The sequence below is a fragment of the Blastopirellula sp. J2-11 genome (assembly GCF_024584705.1).
GTDB lineage: Bacteria > Planctomycetota > Planctomycetia > Pirellulales > Pirellulaceae > Blastopirellula.
This window is the reverse complement of sequence record NZ_CP097384.1, coordinates 5,695,151-5,713,759: the sequence shown is the minus strand read 5'-3', so window position 1 is coordinate 5,713,759 and position 18,609 is coordinate 5,695,151. Positions and strand designations below refer to the sequence as shown.

Sequence of the window (18,609 nt, the reverse complement as noted above, 5' to 3'; positions counted from 1 at the left end):
AATGCGGCTCTCGTGTCCAAGTTTTACGCGTTACTTTGGCCCCTATGCTATGCAACTTAGTCGCACACAACTCTCGCGCATCCCATGCGTTAACCAGGCTCTGCAGCTTCGCAACGACGTTATCGAATACTTTAGAAGAGGATCAATTCAGTGAAGCTGTCCTTGCTTATTCCAGTATTCAATGAAGCTCCTTTTCTTCGAGCTTTCTGGAGGAACCTTCAGTCGGCGCCGATCGATTATTGCGAAGGAATAACAACCGTAGAAATCATCTTGGTAGACGATGGCTCGACGGATCGAACGAGGGAGATTTTAGGTGAATTGACTTCGCAGGATTTCGCCTTCAATTGTGGGATGCAAGCAGAGGTCGTCCTCCTTGAACAAGGAATGAATCAGGGGAAGGGCCGTGCGGTTCAGCGAGCGATCTCCGCCTCGACGGGAGATATCATTCTTGTTCAAGATGCCGACCTGGAATATGTGCCATCGGACTATCCAAAGTTGCTCCAGCCCATCATGGAAAAGAAAGCCGACGCGGTGTTTGGGAGCAGGTTTGCGGGTTACCCGCGACGCGTTCTCTATTTCTGGCACTCGCTGGTAAATCAACTGCTAACGTCGCTTTCCAACATAATTTTGGACGTAAACCTGACGGACATGGAGACTTGTTACAAGGCGATGCGAGGTGACTTGGCTCGGTCGCTTCGTCTTACCTCTCCTCGGTTTGGCATCGAACCAGAGATTACTTCGCGATTAGTGCGTGCTAAGGCTCGCTTGTATGAAGTGCCGATTCAATATCACGGGCGGACCTATGCTGAAGGAAAGAAGATCGGAGTGAATGACGGTATCGCCGCATTATGGCATATTCTTTACTACGGACTGTTTGATCGGGAGCCGTTCCGGTCCGGCTTGGACCAGTCGCTTAACTCGCTTGATTCCGTTGTGAAATACCTGTATGAACCGGTCTTGCGTAAGGCGTTAAGGTCAATTTCCTATCCCAAGGGAGACTGCAAAATTTTGGAAATTGGCGCCGGCATCGGATCGCTAACGGGAATGCTCGTTTCGGAAGGCGATGTCGTGGCATGCGACATCAACCCCGACTACGTAGACCGACTGAGGGCCCGTTTCCGGAACCGTGACAATGTTGAATTTGCCGAATGGGACGCCACGCAGCCTCCGCCTGGTCACTGGCCAAAGTTTGATGTCATTGTGGCGGTTAACGTCCTAGAGCATATCGAAGATGATCAGAAAACGCTGGAGCATTGGAGGTCACTGCTTTCAGATGACGGCAGTCTCATCGTGCTGGTGCCCAACTATCCCAGTCTGTTTTCCCCAATCGATGAAGCCGTCGGCCATTATCGTCGCTACACGAAGCAAATCCTTCATAACAAGATGGCAGACGCAAAACTCGCTCCCGTTCGATCCTATTTTTGTAACGCTGTTGGTATCCTCGGCTGGTTAGTGAACGGTGTCTGGTTCAAGCGATCGCATCTGCCGTCAGGTCAACTCTGGATCTATGCGATGCTAAAGTTTGCAATTGCTCCAATCGAAGCTTTTTTGCATATCTTCACAGGCCTAAGTGTAATCTGGGTCGCCCGCAGATCTGCCGTCAAGGGATCGCCTGAGGTGCTCATCAATAGCCCGCATTTGCCGTATGCCCCTACCCAAGCTTTATCGCAATCTCGTGAGTAATGACGGGAAAGAAACATCTATCTTGAATTGCTGGTCGTGCGAGTTCTTTGTGAGTGAACCGAGTAAGCCAGGCATTTTTTGGGTGAAGTAATAGAGGGAGGCGTCAGCAGGTTGCGCTCCCTTTTTCAATCAAGTACGCAGTTGGCGATAGCTCTTCGCGCAAGGAGTGTCGCCGGCCGAGGATACGGCGGACGCCAGACCGAAATTGCAATCTCTAGGTCTCTAGATCTTGGAGAGCAAGAGCGCCGAATTGTGGCCGCCAAAGCCGAAGTTATTCACCATGGCGTTTCGCACGTTGATTTCACGCGCCGTATCGGGCGTAATATCCAGTTTGACCGCGGGATCGAGGTCGTCGCAATTGATCGTCGGATGGATCGTGCTGTGATGGATCGAGAGTGCCGCCGCAATCGTCGCGACTCCGCCGCTTCCCCCGCATAAATGTCCGATCATGCTTTTGGTGCAACTTACCGCTAGATCGTCGGCGTGCGAGCCAAAGACCTGGCAGATGGCGTTGGCTTCGGTCAGGTCTCCCAGATGCGTGCTGGTCGCATGGGCGTTGATATAATCGATCTCGTCGACGTTCCGTCCAGCGTCGGTAATCGCCAGTCGCATCGCGTTAATCGCACCGGCGCCGTAGGGGTCGGGGGCAGTAATGTGGTGCGCATCAGATGCCTGACCGCAACCAGTGATTTCGCAATAGATATTCGCGCCGCGACGGAGCGCGTGTTCGTACTCTTCGACGATGATGACTCCGGCCCCTTCTCCCAAGACAAACCCGTCTCGGTTTCGATCGAACGGGCGACTCGCGAGTTGCGGCGCATCATTGCGTTCTGACAGCGACCGCGCGGCGCAGAAGCCTCCCAGACCAAGCGGAGTAATCGCCGCTTCGGCGCCGCCGGTGATGATCGCGTCTCCGCGACCGGCCAGGATCATATCGCGAGCCATGGCGATCGCGTCAGCAGCCGACGCACAGGCCGAAGAGACGCTGAACGTAGGTCCGCGCAGGCCGAAGTGGATCGATATCGCGGCCGTCGCTCCGTTGGGCATCATGCGGGGAATCATGAACGGGCTGATTCGATCAGGCCCTCTTTGCTGATATTTGTCGCATTCCTCTTCAAAGGTTCGCATGCCGCCGATGCCGGTGCCCAGAACGACGCCGATTCGATAAGGATCTTCCGACGGAAGCTCCAGGTTCGAATCGGCCATCGCTTCTATCGCGGCAGCCAACGCGAACTGCGAATAGCGATCGAGCCGACGCGCTTGCTTGGGGCCCAACCACTTGTCTGGTTCAAAGTTTTTAAGCTCCGCCGCGATCTGAGTTCGAAAGGGACTCGCGTCAAATTGCGCTATCTGATCAACCCCAGACTGTCCGTTGCAAAGTCCAGCCCAGGTATCCGCAACATTGTTCGCCAGGGGATTGACCGTCCCCAGGCCGGTGATCACTGCTCGTCGCACGTCGTTATCCTTGTTCGGGCAATTGTTTTTGTTGAATGCTGGGCCACATCCCCTTAGCGGCGGGCCGATGTCCGTTTTTTTCGCGACTTCTGTTTAGTCGTTTCGTCAGTTGCAGACAGGCTGCGAGTTGCGTTTCGTTTCTTGTTACGATTATGGCGGATCCAATCGATACGATCTCGAACAGCGGCGTCGGCGGCCGGTCCGCTAATGATTTCAAATTCGTCCGAGAGAATCGGCTTGCTTGTCTCGCGATCGACCAGAATCGGCTCGGCGATCTTGCCGGTTTTGACGTTGGCGATCTGGACACTTGCGTCTGCCGACAGGCAGTGTTGATTGCCCCATGTCAGCAGCGAAAGGAGGACGATACGAAAAGATTCGGCGCTCTTGGTCGGAATATATTCATACCGCGGCGGATGGTCGTTGTATTGTCGCCGCTCCAATAGGCCTGCTTCGATCAGCGAATTCAAGCGACGCGTCAACATGTTGGGGGCAATTTCTAGATTCTTTTGAAACTCGTCGAATTTGGAGAGACCGGCCAGCGCATCACGGATGATTAAGATGCTCCACCACTCGCCGACTTGCTCTAGACTGCGCGCAATCGGACATCCCATATCCTGAAAGCTCTTTCGTCGCATGCCGTCCCCCCTTTGACGTCGCGGTCGCTGACTTGAGTTTAGCTTGTCGCGATCCGCACTATTCCTGCTCGTTAGACGCGACTATTATTATGAAAGCTACGGCCAACGACAAGTCGGGGGGAAGCCGAAAGCACGGCCCTTGCGCGACCTGAAGAGTCGTAAACGCGTAACGGTACGCCGCTACATCGGAATCAAATAATACAGCCAAGCTTTGATACGCACGGTTACGGTGCTGATGACTTGGAACGGCGTTCCCTGCTTCGTATAGATGGTCGCCATGCCGGCGGTTCCCATCGGAAGCGACTCCGCGAGTTTTTCGTCGTCGAGTTGAAATTTGACGGCGAACTTGCCGCTGGAGCCGATGCCGCCTGTACTGATTAATTGGCCGCTGGTGACGAACTGCCCATCGCCGGTTGCATGAATCACCGAATCGACGGCGCCTGACACGACTTGCCCAGGAAGATTCTTGAGTGCGATCTCGACCTTGTCTCCAGGCTGGACGTTCTTCAGTACGTTCTGGCTGAAAACGCCGACAACATCGACATGGGACGTGTCAATAAACGTCCCTAACGGGGCGAAGGGATAGGCTACCGCCATCGTCCCTTCGCGGGCTTGCCAATTCGTGACAAAGCCGTCGGCAGGCGCATAGACGGTGCATTGCTTCAAATCGAATTGCGCTTTGGCCAGGTTCGCCTTCGCAAGTTCAACTTGTTGTTGGGCGCCCTCCAATGCGAAAGTGGTTTCTTCTTTGGCAGCGTCGGCCTTGTCGACGGCCGCTTGCGCTGCGTTCAGCTTTTCTCTTAGCTCTGCAAGTTCGAGTTCGCTAACCGCTCCAGCCGAGCGCTGATTCGCATCTTCTTTCTTCGATAAATCGGTCTTGGCGACGCCCATGCGCGCTGTCGCCTCGCCGATTGAAGCGTCGGCGACTTTGAGCTCGGCCTGCACTTGTTGCACCATCTTCTCTGCGTAACCGAGTGCGGCGGCGCTTTGATTGACGGCGATTTCGTACGTATCTTTTTGAATTTCAAACAGGATATCTTCCCCTTTTTTCAGGGGGACGTTGGGTTTCGCCGTGATCTTGGTGATCGGCCCTTTTACCTGGGGAATGATCTGGATCGTGAAACGAGAGACGACGACCTGGCTCGACGTCGGCGCCGAAAATTGCCAGCAGATCACGATCGTTCCGACCGCAATCACTCCGATCACCGAGCAGATGGCGAGATTGATCGGATTCGGCCGGACCTTCAGCTTGATATAGAAGAGCCAGATGCCGGCGACGTACAAAATGACGAACAATGCGATCATCGGGTAGCCATCGTTTTGTGGAGTAAAAATTAGGCGTGCTGTCCGCCGCTGGGACGGCTCGCTTCCAATTTCGCTTGCAGATCGGCGACTTGTTGACGAAGTTGCCGCAGCTCCGCTCCTTCCGTCGAAGAGGACGAGTTCGCATGGCCCCAGGGGATGAACGCCCATACGAAGGCGATCGGCCACGTAATGCCGCCCAAGGCCAAGCCGATCCAACTGGCGGCATTAATCGCTTCGGCGTGCGGATGGTTGCGGCGACGAGCGATGGAGCCTGGCAAGGATCCTAACCCTACGATCGCGGCTACGGTGACGCCAAATAACATGGCCATCACGAACCATGCGAAGAGCGTAGCGATGTCCGGCATTTTGCGGTTCCATTTTTAGGATGGGTGACGCGAACAATCGGCGTCAGTGTTGCCTGCGGCTTCGCCCGACGTCGCGGCCGGCTGCGCAAATGCGCTGCCGGCGATCAGGGGAATAAGCTGCCTGTCAGAATCTGGCAGATGCAAAACAGGCGGTACTCGCATCAGAAGTCGTCCTTTAGTTGCCGGTCGGCAGAGGAATCTTGACGCCATCTTTTTTCAGCTGCTCACGCACAAACTGGAACCGTTGGTATTGCGTCAACGTAATCGGTCCGGTGTAGGTTTCTCCTTGCATCTTGCGCGGCGGATTTTCGACATACGTCTTCATCAAATCGCCGATCGCTTGGTTGATCGTCACCAACGTCCAGGTTCGTTCGGTGTAGTTATTCATGAAGATGTCGTAACGTTCCTGCGGATCTTGCCAGAGGTCGAAAACTTGGGGGACGGTCGCGACATACTTTTCGGGGCCTTTCCAACCTAGATTCGAGTCGACCGCCAAACCGCCGGTAGTCGCTCCGTCGTCGCCGCGCAGATTAAAGACCGCTTTGTAGTTGCCGACGCGAGCAGCGCCGGGAGTCAGTTCGTTCTCGGTGAAGTAAAACCACGATTTGCGTGGGCACTTGCCAGAGCCGAGCAAGACTGGCGACAAGTCGTAGCTATCAAAAACAATCGGTTTTCCTTCACGATCATTCGCCGGCAACTTCACGCCGGCGACCGCGGCGAAGGTGGCCATTAAGTCGAGTCCGCCGACGATATCATGGTTGCGGACGCCTGCTTTGATTTTGCCGGGCCAAATAGCGATCGCCGGCACGCGATTGCCCCCCTCACGGACCGTGCCTTTCGTGCCGCGAAACGGAGTGTAACCGGCGTCGGGATAAACGTCTTGCCAGGCTCCGTTGTCTGTGGTGTAGAAGACAAGCGTGTCCTCGTCCAGTTTCAACTCACGCAATTTGTCCATGATATTGCCGATGCGCGTGTCCAACTCGACGACCGAGTCGGCGTACTTCGATTTGGAAAGCGACTTGTGCTCGAATTCCGGCGCCGGCAAATTCGGCTGGTGGACCTTCATGAAGTTGATGTTGATGAAGAAAGGTTGGTCGGGATTCTTGGCCGCTTCTTCCAGGAACTTTATACCCGACTCTTCGACGTACTTGTCCATGAAGGGAATTCCCACCATGCCTTTGTCGGGAGTGTCGACGTATTGCCCATTGACTTTAAAGTCTTCTTTAGCGGGTTGTCCGGCCAGACCTGACAACGAACCCTTGGTGACTCTGGCGAACATTTCCCGCAATTCGACCGGCATGTCGGGGAACCAGGTCGGATCGGCGTAGGTGTAGGCGTTGCAGTGATATAGGAAACAATGTTCCATCACGTCATAGCCTTGGGCGTTGGGCAACGCATAGTCCGCTTCGCCGAGATGCCATTTGCCGGTGAAGTAAGTTTTGTAGCCGGCCGCATGCAGAACCGAGCCAAGCGTCCATTCCGCTTTCGGCAGTCCGCCTCCTTGGCCTTGAAAAGCGACCGTCGTCATTCCGCTGCGATTCGGTATTCGCCCCGTTTGCATGGCGGCACGACCCGGCGTGCAGCTTGGTTGTGCGTAGTACGAGAAGAAGGTCATCCCTTCGGCGGCCATGCGATCGATTGAAGGAGTCGGCATGCCGCGTCCTTCGCCGCCGCCGTAAGGACCAAGGTCACCATAGCCGGTATCGTCCGATACGATAAACAAAATGTTGGGCTGCTTGGCTTGAACAAGCGTCGGAAGCATGATTCCGATCGCAGCAAGTAACGTCAGCAGGCCAAAGCACAGCCTGAATTTGTAAGGGGCGTTCATCGTTTCCTCTTTATTTCATCGGGTGCGAATTTAAGGAGTAGTCAAGCATGGTCAATATTTGCCGACGGTTGTCGTTCGAGCCTGAAATAGAAAGATGGCTAGCGAAGAGTTGAGCGCGCCTCGTTGAACGAGACTACGAACACCAAAGCGGCCAGAGGAGATAAGGAAATTGAGAAAAGAGAGCTGCCCGCGTCCTTTGCCGCTTTTCGTCAGCGACAATCCGCCTCAACAGGTGGTGAATGGACTACTGAAGGTATACCACTGGTTCCTCAGGCGTGCAAATAGGCGTCCGCAATTCCGCGATTTTTTGACGTAAAGATTGCGCGCTCACGTCGTGCCGTCGAATGGATTGCGACAGACGAACAGTCCTCTGCTGAAGTTGTAAACTACTCGATTTGCAATGCTCAACTTGCCCCATGCGAATCAAACTGCGGAAGTCTTTTCAGGCGACGCGCCCCAGCAGTCGTCGGTTGCATGAGGGAACCTTCACGAGCGGCCAAGCGCCGCAAGTGGCTTCGCCTGGGGGCTGCGGTTATCATTTTAGTTGACCAGCATGCATCGTTTTTACGCGGATCATTGACGACGGGGATTATTGACGACGGAGATCAAGTCGCTATTTCGTCGTCCAATCGCGACTTGGCCGCTCGAGCGGTGAACTTTTCGAAAAACCAAGCGAAAGCGAAGGGGACTCATGCCAGTTTTGATTCACCGACTTTGCCTGCCGGCTTGCCTGCTATGGATGGCGGCGGTCGTCAACGTTGCCGTTGCTTGGGAAATCGAAAAATTTGATCTGCCCCAATCGCCCTGGTCAGGGTTTCAAGATGTGGTCGTCGACGAAACCGGCGTGCCCTGGGTGATGGCCAACAACCATGTCTATTACTTCGATGGGAACCAGTTCGTTGCGATCGAACGATCCCGGCTTCGCTCGGGGCAGTATCAGACCGGACTGTACGGCGGCCCCAAGCAGGGCGCCTATCTCACGCAGCCAACGGAAAAAGATCACGAGGGAAAGATCTATCGTTTGAAGGCGGGCCGGTATCATCCGATCACGACGTTTTATTATGACATCGCAACGAACCGGCCAGGCGTCTATGTTTCGAAAAATGGACGCCTGTTCAACTGGGGTCGCGCATTTTTGGCGGTGTTTGACGGCGCCAACTGGAAGCGGGTTGAAGGGCACTTTGGTGAGCGTCCAGGCTTGTTTCGTCCCGTAATCTGCGATCTCGGCGACGAGGTCTACTTCTATTCCATTCATGACAATCGCATCTACGGTTGCAATGCAGCGAACGAATTAGATGTCACCGATGGTCCCGCTGTGGTCGCGGAGCAAATGGAAAAAAGTGAGCGACAAAGACATTTTCCGACGCAGATCGCCGCAGCCAGATGGAACGGCGATCGGATCTTCGTGTTGTTGCAACAACCGACGCAAGCCCTCGCGTTCGATGTCCGCACAAAAGAGCTGATCGAAGTGAAGCTGCCTGCCCCCGAAGATCCGCAGCTTACGTTTGACGACGCCTTGGAAACCGAGAGCGGAGCTGTCTGGCTAACGACGATCGTGCATCGCCAAAGCGGGCACTCCATTTTTGAGCTCACGCCTGACGGCAAGATCAATGAACTTCCCGCGTTGCAAAGCAATAGCTGGGCCAACTGGCAACACGATCACTACCCGAACTCGATCCTTGAGACCGAGGACGGCGTCTTCGTGCTGGGATCATTTGGATCCGGAATCGCCATCTATCGCGATGGGCAGCTGACGCCGCTCGGTTGGAAGCAAGGAGTTTTCAGCGGCGCCCATAGCATCCAGCAGGGGTTGGCTGGTGAAGTATGGCTGCCGTGCGACCACTCAGGCAATGAAATGGCGCGGTTAACGCTCGGCCCGGGTCCTCCTCCGACCAGCGAGATCACTAAGGATTGGGCCGAATACAAACTGGCGCGTGGCAGCCGGCTCTGGACGCTGCCGAATGACACGATCGCGATGTTCGATGTCGAACATCCCAATCAGCTTTCTCGCCTCACCGCCGACAAAGTCACGTTTCAGCAGATGCCTTTCGAGGTGACGCAGATTCGCCGTTCGATCGTCGACAATCGAGGGCATCTATTGGTCGAGCTTTTCCCAGGGCACGTCTTCGAGATTAGCGAAGACGATGTCGTTGAATTTGAATCGATGAAAGATGCATTAGCGGCGGCCGTAGAATCAGGCGCGACGCACTTTCAGGGATCGCCCGACATCGGCGGACTGTTTCTCACCGCTGACAAACGACTCTGGTACGGTATCCACGATCAAAACACGATGAATATTCTCACGGATGGCGTTTGGAATACTTTCAAGTTTGACGATGATGTCTCCTCTCTGTTGGAGTCGTCCGAAGAAGGAGCCATCATCCGTACAGAAACGGGCAAGCTGTATCGCTACAACACAGGGCAGATCCAGGAGCTTCCTTATACGTTCCAGTCTCGCCGAGATCTGATGCTTGGTCCGCAGGGGTTGCGGCCGTTCGACAAGAAGATCGCGATGCAACATCCGCGTCAGTATTACCCAGTACTAAAAGACGGCGATCGCGTGCGACTTTATTTTGATCTAGAAGAATTTGAACAGGCGCTCGATGTTCCTGCGCCGGAGCCTGCGAGTAAAAAAACGGCCAACCTTTACCGCTTCTTTCAGCGTGTGAAAGCGTCACGCACGACCGGCAGTTGGCTATTTATGTCACCAGGGTTCAGCCCGCCTTACCGCGTGATAAATCGCCAGCTTTCCAAGCTCGACTTTTCTGGAACGCCTTTGTCCAGCTTTACCGTGAACGACGTTGTCGAAGCGGCCAACGGCGACGTTTGGTTCGTCAATAGCTCTAGCAGCTATCCGAGAGCGTTTCGACTTTTGCAGTCGCCGCTTTCTTTACATGCTGGTGACATCGCTGAGCAGTGCGGTCGAGAATTGGAAGTTCCGATCGAGGTGAAGCCGGATCGTATCGCGTCGGCCGTGGATCTGTTGGTTACCGTCGACGGTAAACATCAGCCGCTCTTACGAACGCCTGACGGGAAGCTTCGCTTTCGGTTCCCGGTAAGCGGCGACTACCGCTGCGCTGTCAACGCGGTTCGCCTGGGCGGAACGGCGCCTAAGCCCGTTGACTTCAAGGTCGTAGCGACCGTGCCGCTGCCAGAAACCAATTGGCCCGAACCGACGACGGAAGTCACCGTCACCACGTCTGATTGGCGCCCTGCGGTGACGGCCACGCCTACCGAAGAAGGTCGCAGCGCCCAGCTGACTTGGCGCTTCACCGAGGAGCCCTGGCGGAAGTTCGACAAGGGCTCCGCTATTTCGCTCATCGACCGAAAGCCGGGCGTCTACACCATCGAGTTTCGCGCATCCGAAGAAAATTACTGGCACGACCAGTCACCGGTCGTCGTGAAGCTCAACTACGATCCCGATTACGAATTGATCGTCCGAGAACTAACCCAACAACTGACTTCCGAGGACTTCGCCGTCCAAAAAAACGCCGCCCTCTGGTTGAAACAGTTAGGGCCCAAGGCGATCCCGCATCTGAAGCGTGAAATCGAAGCGGCGGAAAGCGCGGTGAAAGCGTTACCTCATCTACGGATCATCCGGGAACGGATCGAACAGGCCGAGCGGTTACGCGATAAAAACTAACCAACGGCGCACAATCAAAGAGCGGCTGTTTGATCGCAATTGCCGATTCCGCGAGCGCGATGCGCGACTACGAATCTAGCGCCTTGATGACCGCGTCTCCCATTTCGATGGTCGTCACTTTCTGGCAACCTTCGACCATGATGTCGGCGGTTCGCAGCCCTTGGGCCAAAACCGCTTGCACCGCCGCTTCGATTTGTTCGCCCAGTTCGACCGAATGGAGCGAATACTTCAGCAGCATCGCGAAGCTCAAGATCGTCGCCAGCGGGTTGGCGATTCCCTGGCCAGCGATGTCAGGCGCCGAACCATGGACCGGTTCGTATAAGCCCGGCGAGCCTGGCGCGCCGAGAGCCGCCGAAGGCAACATCCCGAGCGATCCGGTCAGCATCGCCGCTTCGTCTGACAAGATGTCGCCAAACAGGTTGTCGGTGACGATCACATCAAACTGCGACGGACGCCGGCAGAGCTGCATTGCGGCGTTATCGGCGTACATGTGTTCCAGCGTCACGTCGGCATAGCTTTCGGCATGCAGACGAGTGATCTCTTCTCGCCAAAGCTTGCCAGACTCCATGACGTTCGCCTTCTCGCACGAAGTGACCTTCCCTTGACGCTTCTTGGCGATCTCAAAGGCGACCTTGCCGACGCGGCGGATTTCGGAGGTCGTGTAAACCTGCGTGTTAACGCCGCGTCGCTCGCCGTCGCCCAGGTCCTCGATCCCTCGCGGTTCGCCGAAGTAGACGCCGCCGGTCAGCTCGCGAACGATCAGAATATCGAGCCCCTTCACGATCTCCGGCTTCAGCGACGAAGCGTCGATCAGCGCGTCGAACACGATCGCCGGTCGAAGGTTGGCGAACAGGTCCAGCTGCTTGCGAATCTTGAGCAGTCCCGCTTCGGGCCGAATGTTGTACGCGACGTTATCCCATTTCGGGCCGCCGACCGCCCCCATCAAGATGGCGTCCGATTGGCGAGCCTCCGCCAACGTCTCGTCACGCAGCGGCGTCCCATAGGCGTCGATCGCCGCGCCGCCAAAATAATCTTCCTCGGTTTCGATCGTCAGGTCAGTATGATCGTTGATCCAGGAGATCAACTTGCGGACCTCAGCGATGATTTCAGGACCAATCCCGTCGCCGGGAAGCAGGAGGAGTTTTTTGTTCATGGTAGTTCTGGATGGGCAGCGTAGATGACAGACCGATCAGCAATCCCCCAGCTTACCTTCTCGCTACGGTTCCGCGAAGGTGGGGGTGGAGGCAGTGAATCTCTCCTGGAAATGGAGATTAACAGCACAACGCCAGCTTTGAGGTTGCGCTATTTGTCGAAAATAAGAATGGAACACGGCAAGGCCACACGGCTTAAGGACGGCAAAACATGATCGGAATCAAGTCGAAAACCGTAACACTAGCCCGTTGCGCCAGCGAGGGAATGCGGTTCGCTACTTCAATCCGTGTTGGTATCGCCAAACGCATTCCCTTGCTCGCGCGGCGGGCTAGTGTTCACGTTCCTTAAAACTGCAGTTGAATCTCTTTTAACCGCGATTCGGTTTCGGCCATCAACGCGTCTTCGGCCGCTTCGTCGGCGGCGACATAGGTGACCGAGAACCGCAGGAACGCGCCGGCGTCGTCCCACGGCACCGTGCAGATCGAATGCTCAGTGATCAAGTATTGCGACGCCGCTTCGCCAGAGTCAAACGTCGGGCCGCCGACCACGCCCTTGGGGCTCTTCGTGTACAGAAAGTAGGTGCCGCCGGGCATTTCGCATTCAAAGCCGCACCGCTTCAGCATGGCGACCAGCTTGGTCAGGCGGCGCTGGTACTTGGCTTTGGTGTGGCCGGGAATCGACTCGTCGTCGAGCGCCGCGGCGGCCGCTTTTTGGACCGCGATAAACTGGCCTGAGTCGCAGTTGTCTTTGACGTCGGAGAAGGCTTGCACCAGCAATGGGTTGCCGCAGACCCAGCCGATCCGCCAGCCGATCATGTCGAACCCTTTGGAGAGCGAGTGAATCTCGACCCCCACATCTTTGGCGCCGGGAACCGACAAAAAGCTGAGCGGCTCTCCGTCGAAAGTCAGCACGGTGTGCGCCGCGTCTTGAATGACGACGATGTTGTGCTTCTTCGCGAACGCGACCACGTCGGCATAGAACTCTTTGGTCGCAACTTTGCCGGTCGGACTGTTCGGATAGTTCAGCACCAGCAACTTGGTGCGGCGAAGGATGTCTTCCGGGATCGCCGCAAAGTCCGGCAGAAAGTCATTCTCGGCCAGCAGCGGCAAACGAAAGACTTCGCCGCCGTAATAACGCGTATGCGTGCCGGCGACCGGGTAGCCGGGGACGGTCATCAGCGTGACGTCGCCTGGGTTGATAAAGCAAGCCGGGATCATCGCCAGCGCGGTCTTCGATCCGATGCAGTGGTTGATCTCGGTCGTTGCGTCCAGGGGGACGCCAAACATCCGCTGCATGAACCGAGCGACCGCTTCTTTGAACGCCGCGATACCGTTGTCGGCGTAGCCGCGGTTTTCGGTCTTGTTGATCTCGTCGGCCATCACCTGGCGAACCGATTGGGGCGCCATCTCGTCATTTTCGCCGATCCCAAAATCGATGAGCATCCGTTCGGGATGATCGGCCAGGGCTTTCCGTTTGGCCCGTTTGATCTTCTCGAACTTATAAATCTCGGTCCCTTTGCCATAGTTGGCGCCGCCGATGCGGTCGGCGAACAGCTGCTGAAAGTAAGGATCGCTCATCGTTTTGCAGTTAATAAGAGGGGGGAACGGGCTGAAAAAGCGAAACCGATAACCTACCTCATCTGCTGTAGATCCGACAACCGCCCCGCTAGTTCGCTCGTAGCGCGTGGCAAACCCGGATTGGGGGAGGTAAACTAAGAATAGAGAATTTGCTCCCACCGCTCTCTCATCCCCCGCCCTGAGAATATCGAGGATACCTCTGTGACCTGTCCCCGCCGTTTCGCCTTGGCGCTTGCCTGGGCTGTTGTGACGCTGTTGGCCGCAACCAGCACTCAGGCCGCAGCGCCGCCGCTGTGGAAAGATGGCCTGGTCGACGGCGATCGCGTCGTCTTTTTGGGCAATACCTTCATTGAACGTGAACAGCACGAGGGTTATCTCGAAACGGCGTTGACCGCCCAGTATCACGACCGCAACATCACGTTCCGTAATCTCGGTTGGAGCGGCGATGATGTCTTCGGACGCTCGCGAGCTCGTTTCGGCAATGCCGAGGAAGGTTGGAACCATCTCAACAATTCGCTCGACCTGGTCAAACCGACCGCGGCGATCGTTTGCTATGGCTCCAACGCCGCGTTTGAGGGTGAAGCGGGGCTGCAAAAGTTTCGTGAAGGCTACACGCGTTTGCTGGCCGCCGTCGAGCGCCACACGAAAAAGATCATGCTCATCTCGCCGCCGCCGATCGAAGATCTGGGGAGCCCGCTCCCCAATCCCCAGGCGCACAACGCGATGCTGGCCAAGTATCGCGACGTCATCCAAGAGATCGCTTATGAGCATCAATACCAGATTGTCGATCTGACCGATCAGCTGGGTAAAAAGTTCACGCCGCATATCCACGGCAAAGCGACGTTGACCAGCAACGGCGTTCATCTGACCGAATACGGTTATTGGGAAGCCGCCCAAGCGGTCGCCGCCGCGCTGGGCGAGTCGACGCCGGTCGTCGTGATGGAGAAGTTGGAGCTGACGACCAGCGTTCCCTTGACTACGTCGGCGCCGTTGCCCAAAAGCAGCGTCAGCTATCAAGGGGAAGTGTTGGATATCGCCCACGACATGATCGTCCGCAGCGAAACCGAGCGGAATGGAAAGTTCGGTGTGGCCGCCGACGGAGAGAACCTCGGCATGGTCACCGGCCAACAATTGCAAACAGGGATCGGCGCCAACGTCCCGAAGTTGGCCGCTGCGGCCGAAAAATTGCGGCAAACAATCGTCGCCAAGAACGAGCTCTTCTTTCATCGCTATCGTCCCCAAAACGAAACGTATCTCTTTCTCTTCCGCAAACATGAGCAAGGGAACAACGCGGTCGAAATCCCCCAATTCGATCCCCTGATCGAGGCCAAAGAGCGCGAGATCGCGCAGCTGCGGCAGCCCGTGTCGCTCGACATTCGGCTGACGCCGCAAAAGTAATGCTCGCCTCCGCTTTTCCCTACCCGCCCACGTCGACTTGAGACGCTAATTCTATGAAACCGATTGCCCCGCTTGTTACGCTGGTTTTGCCCTTGTTGCTCGCCGTTCCCGCCTTCGCCCAACGCGATTTGAAAGATATCCCCGATCCCGATCCGGCCAAAGAGCTGGAGACCTTTCTGGTCGCCGACGGTTTCGAGGTCAATCTGTACGCGTCGGACCCCGCGATCGCCAAGCCGATTCAAATGAACTTTGACGCCGAAGGCCGCCTCTGGGTCGCTTCCAGCAGCATCTACCCGCAGATCGAGCCGGGCCAGGTTGCTGACGACAAAATCATCGTCCTGCAAGACAAAGACCGCGACGGCGTCGCCGAGACCAGCACCGTCTTCGCCGATGGTCTGTTGATCCCGACCGGCGTGTTGCCCGGCGACGGCGGCGTGTATGTCGCCAACAGCACCGAACTGCTCCACCTGCGCGACACCGACGGCGACGGCCAAGCCGATCAAAAACGAGTCGTCCTCTCGGGCTTCGGCACCGAAGATACCCATCACATTCTGCATACGCTGCGGTGGGGCCACGACGGCAATATGTACTTCAACCAATCGATCTACATTCATAGCCATGTCGAAACCCCGTACGGCGTGCGTCGGCTCGACGGAGGCGGCATCTGGCGATTCCGTCCCGAGACGATGGAACTCGACGTGCTTTGCAAAGGATTCGTCAACACCTGGGGACATCACTTCAATCGCTATGGCGCTGACTTCGCGACCGATGGCGCATACATGGAAGGGATCAACTACGTCTTCCCCGATTCGGTCTTTGTGTCGTCTCCCAATGCGCGGCGGTTGGTCCACGGTTTGAACCCCGGTAGTCCCAAGCATTGCGGGCTCGAGATCCTCAGCGGCGGCGCATTGCCGGATGATTGGCAAGGGAACTGCATCACCAATGACTTTCGCGCCCATCGCGTCTGTCGCTTTATCTTGGATGAAGAAGGCTCTGGCTATTCGAGCCGCCAAGGCGAAGAGCTGATCAAAACGTCGCACGTCGCGTTTCGTCCGGTCGATGTCAAAATGGGCCCCGACGGCGCGATCTATATCGCCGACTGGTACAACCCGATCATTCAGCATGGCGAAGTCGACTTCCGCGACGATCGCCGCGATCAAACGCATGGCCGCATCTGGCGCGTCACCCGCAAAGACATGACGCCGCTGCAAAGACAAGAGATCGCCGGCGCATCGGAACCGGAACTGTTCGAACTGCTCACTGCGCAGGAAGAATGGGTGCGCCTGTGGGCGAAGCTGACGCTCAAAGCCCGCGGCGCCGAAGTCGTACTGCCCGAGTTGGAGCCGTGGGAAGCGAATCTCGACGGCAACGATCCGCTCTATCTGCAAAAGAAACTGGAAGTCCTCTGGATCTATCAAAACCTGAATCTTCCCAATGAGCGCCTGTTGGCCGAGCTGTTGGTCTGCGATGACCACAACATTCGCGCCGCCGCCGTGCGCGTGCTGTCGCAATGGTCCGATCGCATCGCCGAACCTCTGCTGTTGTTGGAAGTCGCCGTCACCGACATGCACCCGCGGGTTCGGTTGGAAGCGGTTTGCGCTCTGGCGAAACTTAATAGCCTGACGGCGACCGAAGTCGCGCTGTTGGCGCTCGATCAGCCGATGGATCGTTTCCTTGACTTCGCGCTCTGGAGCACGCTCAATGATCTGTCGCCCGCTTGGCTGCCGAAGGCGGTCAAGGGAGAGATCGCCCTTGACAAGGCGCCGGAGAAATGGCTTTACGCTTTCTCGGCGGTCGAATCGGGCGACGTGGTTGCTCCGGCGCTCTCGCTGCTCAACGCGCCCGAGTTGAGCGACGCTGCGCGGCGTCAAACGCTCGATCTGGCGGCCCAACGCGGTAATCCCGATCAACTGCGCCGGCTGCTCGATATCGTGTTGAATGATACGGCCAACGCCGACGCGGCTCGTCGCGCCGAGCTGTTGACCACGCTCACCTCGGCGTTTGAAAAACGGAAAGTAAAACCCTCTGGCGACCTGACCCAAGTCGGTGAGTTGCTCGACGCGCATAGCGACGCCGTCGCAATCGCCGCCGCCAAAGCGGTTGGCGAGTGGCAAGTCGCCGACCTGCGTGACGAACTCGCGGCGCTCGCGACCACCGACTCGCCGGCGGTGCAAACGGCCGCGCTCGAAGCGCTGGCCCAATTGAAAGCGATGGGCGATCTGATCGCGTTGGCCGACAAAGCCGAAGGGATGCAGCTGCGCCAAGCGGCGACCGCGGCGCTGGTCGGCGTCGCCCCCAATGAAGCGGCCAAGCGAACCGTCGCCCTGTTGGCTTCTGCGAAAGCGCCCGCCGCCGCTGATCTGGTCGCTCCCTACCTGATGCGCAAAGATGGTCAGGCCAAACTGGCCGCCGCGCTCAACGAAGCCAAGCTGAACGCCGATGTCGCGAAAATGGCGATCCGCGCCGTGCGGACCAGTCCCCAGCCAGAGCAAGCGCTGATCACGGCCCTTGGCAAATCGGGAGGCGTCGGCCAAGGAGAAGCCAAGGTTTGGACCGACGAAGAACTGGCCGCGATCACCAAGGCGCTCGCCGACGGCGATCCGGCCCACGGCGAAGCGATCTTCCGCCGCACCGAACTCAGTTGCATGAAGTGTCACTCGATCGGTCCGGCCGGCGGTTTGGTCGGCCCCAACTTGATCAGCCTCGGCGCCAGCGCTCAGCCTGACTACGTGGTCGAATCGCTGTTGCGCCCCAGCGCCAAGTTGAAGGAAAACTACAACTCGCTGATTCTGCTGTTGGACGACGGCCGCGTCGTCAGCGGCATCCCAGTGCGTCGCACGTCGGAAGAATTGATCTTGCGTGACGCCGAAGACAAAGAAATCGCCGTCCCGATCGAAGCGATCGAAGAGCAGAAAGATGGTCAGTCTCTGATGCCGGCTGGCGCCGTTGACGCGCTCACTACCGAAGAGATTGTCGATCTCGCCGCGTTCCTTGCTCAGCTTGGCAAAGTCGGCTCCTACGCGATCAGCCCCGCGCCGATCGTCCGCCGTTGGGAAACGCTGGAGTCGACCCAGGAAGGTCATCGCCGGCTGAACCGCACCAGCAGCGACACCGCATCGACCGACGACGCGGCGTTGACCTGGACTTCGCGCTATAGCAAGGTCGACGGCGCGTTGCCGCTGGAAGAACTGCCGAAGATTCAGCCGCATAGCATCAGTCCTCCCCTCTCGTTCGTACGCTTCCATCTGAATGTCGCCAAAGCCGGCAAGATCACGCTCGACTTCGGTGACACCACCGGGCTCAAACTGTGGGACGGCGAAAGCCCGACCCCGCTCGAAAAGCAAATGACCTTCGATTGGCCCGCCGGCGCAAAGCGGATCACGCTCGAAATCGATCGCAATGCGCGAACCGCGCCGGTCAAAGTGGAAGTGATCGAAGCCGACTCCACGGGGCGCGCCGAACCGATCGGCGGGAAGTAGGAAGAAAAATCGCCGATCGATGGAACACTCGCCCGCGGCGCAAGTTTTGAATTGGGGAAATGCGGTTGGCAATTCCCATGCGGTTTGAA

Annotated in this window: 11 protein-coding genes; 4 read left to right on the top strand and 7 right to left on the bottom strand. The window is 57.0% G+C overall.

The genetic code is table 11. The features are described 5' to 3' along the window. Positions 1–150 precede the first annotated feature (150 nt). Positions 151–1,683, top strand: a complete 1,533-nt coding sequence (locus M4951_RS22735) for a glycosyltransferase (RefSeq protein ID WP_262023896.1) — start codon at positions 151–153, stop codon at positions 1,681–1,683. Positions 1,684–1,905: 222 nt separating this feature from the next. On the opposite strand, the gene fabF is transcribed toward M4951_RS22735, so the two are convergent. From fabF to M4951_RS22710, 5 genes are all read right to left on the bottom strand, one after another. Continuing rightward, complete coding sequence (gene fabF / locus M4951_RS22730) at positions 1,906–3,138, bottom strand: beta-ketoacyl-ACP synthase II (protein WP_262023895.1); 1,233 nt, start codon at positions 3,136–3,138, stop codon at positions 1,906–1,908. Positions 3,139–3,191: 53 nt separating this feature from the next. Next, a complete protein-coding gene (locus tag M4951_RS22725; protein WP_262023894.1) occupies positions 3,192–3,773 on the bottom strand; it encodes a winged helix-turn-helix transcriptional regulator in 582 nt (193 codons plus the stop codon). 180 nt (positions 3,774–3,953) lie between these two features. After that, on the bottom strand, positions 3,954–5,078 hold the full coding sequence (locus M4951_RS22720) for an HlyD family secretion protein (protein WP_262023893.1): 1,125 nt from the start codon (positions 5,076–5,078) through the stop codon (positions 3,954–3,956). A 29-nt stretch (positions 5,079–5,107) separates the two neighbouring features. After that, positions 5,108–5,443, bottom strand: a complete 336-nt coding sequence (locus M4951_RS22715; RefSeq protein WP_262023892.1) for a DUF3302 domain-containing protein — start codon at positions 5,441–5,443, stop codon at positions 5,108–5,110. Between the two features lie 175 nt (positions 5,444–5,618). After that, positions 5,619–7,271 (bottom strand): arylsulfatase, encoded by a 1,653-nt coding sequence (locus tag M4951_RS22710; protein ID WP_262023891.1) that lies wholly within the window; start codon positions 7,269–7,271, stop codon positions 5,619–5,621. 691 nt (positions 7,272–7,962) lie between these two features. On the opposite strand from M4951_RS22710, the gene M4951_RS22705 reads away from it, so the two are divergent. Next, entirely contained in the window at positions 7,963–10,914 is a 2,952-nt protein-coding gene (locus M4951_RS22705; RefSeq protein ID WP_262023890.1) for a hypothetical protein, read from the top strand. Positions 10,915–10,981: 67 nt separating this feature from the next. On the opposite strand, the gene leuB is transcribed toward M4951_RS22705, so the two are convergent. Beyond that, positions 10,982–12,067 carry a 3-isopropylmalate dehydrogenase gene (leuB, locus tag M4951_RS22700; RefSeq protein ID WP_262023889.1) on the bottom strand — a complete coding sequence of 362 codons (1,086 nt, stop codon included), beginning with the start codon at positions 12,065–12,067 and terminating at the stop codon, positions 10,982–10,984. Between the two features lie 343 nt (positions 12,068–12,410). After that, entirely contained in the window at positions 12,411–13,643 is a 1,233-nt protein-coding gene (locus M4951_RS22695; RefSeq protein ID WP_262023888.1) for an LL-diaminopimelate aminotransferase, read from the bottom strand. Between the two features lie 201 nt (positions 13,644–13,844). Here M4951_RS22695 and M4951_RS22690 point away from each other — a divergent pair, with 201 nt between their 5' ends. Further along, positions 13,845–15,041 (top strand): SGNH/GDSL hydrolase family protein, encoded by a 1,197-nt coding sequence (locus M4951_RS22690; protein WP_262023887.1) that lies wholly within the window; start codon positions 13,845–13,847, stop codon positions 15,039–15,041. A 53-nt stretch (positions 15,042–15,094) separates the two neighbouring features. Continuing rightward, a complete protein-coding gene (locus M4951_RS22685; protein ID WP_262023886.1) occupies positions 15,095–18,520 on the top strand; it encodes a PVC-type heme-binding CxxCH protein in 3,426 nt (1,141 codons plus the stop codon). The last annotated feature ends 89 nt before the right edge of the window (positions 18,521–18,609 follow it).

Excerpts from the sequence above, each read along its gene's own strand:
- M4951_RS22725 (WP_262023894.1), bottom strand. The coding sequence starts at position 3,773 with ATGCGACGAAAGAGCTTTCAGGATATGGGATGTCCGATTGCGCGCAGT.
- M4951_RS22720 (WP_262023893.1), bottom strand. The coding sequence starts at position 5,078 with ATGATCGCATTGTTCGTCATTTTGTACGTCGCCGGCATCTGGCTCTTC.
- M4951_RS22715 (WP_262023892.1), bottom strand. The coding sequence starts at position 5,443 with ATGCCGGACATCGCTACGCTCTTCGCATGGTTCGTGATGGCCATGTTA.
- M4951_RS22710 (WP_262023891.1), bottom strand. The coding sequence starts at position 7,271 with ATGAACGCCCCTTACAAATTCAGGCTGTGCTTTGGCCTGCTGACGTTA.
- M4951_RS22705 (WP_262023890.1), top strand. The coding sequence starts at position 7,963 with ATGCCAGTTTTGATTCACCGACTTTGCCTGCCGGCTTGCCTGCTATGG.
- leuB (WP_262023889.1), bottom strand. The coding sequence starts at position 12,067 with ATGAACAAAAAACTCCTCCTGCTTCCCGGCGACGGGATTGGTCCTGAA.
- M4951_RS22695 (WP_262023888.1), bottom strand. The coding sequence starts at position 13,643 with ATGAGCGATCCTTACTTTCAGCAGCTGTTCGCCGACCGCATCGGCGGC.
- M4951_RS22685 (WP_262023886.1), top strand. The coding sequence starts at position 15,095 with ATGAAACCGATTGCCCCGCTTGTTACGCTGGTTTTGCCCTTGTTGCTC.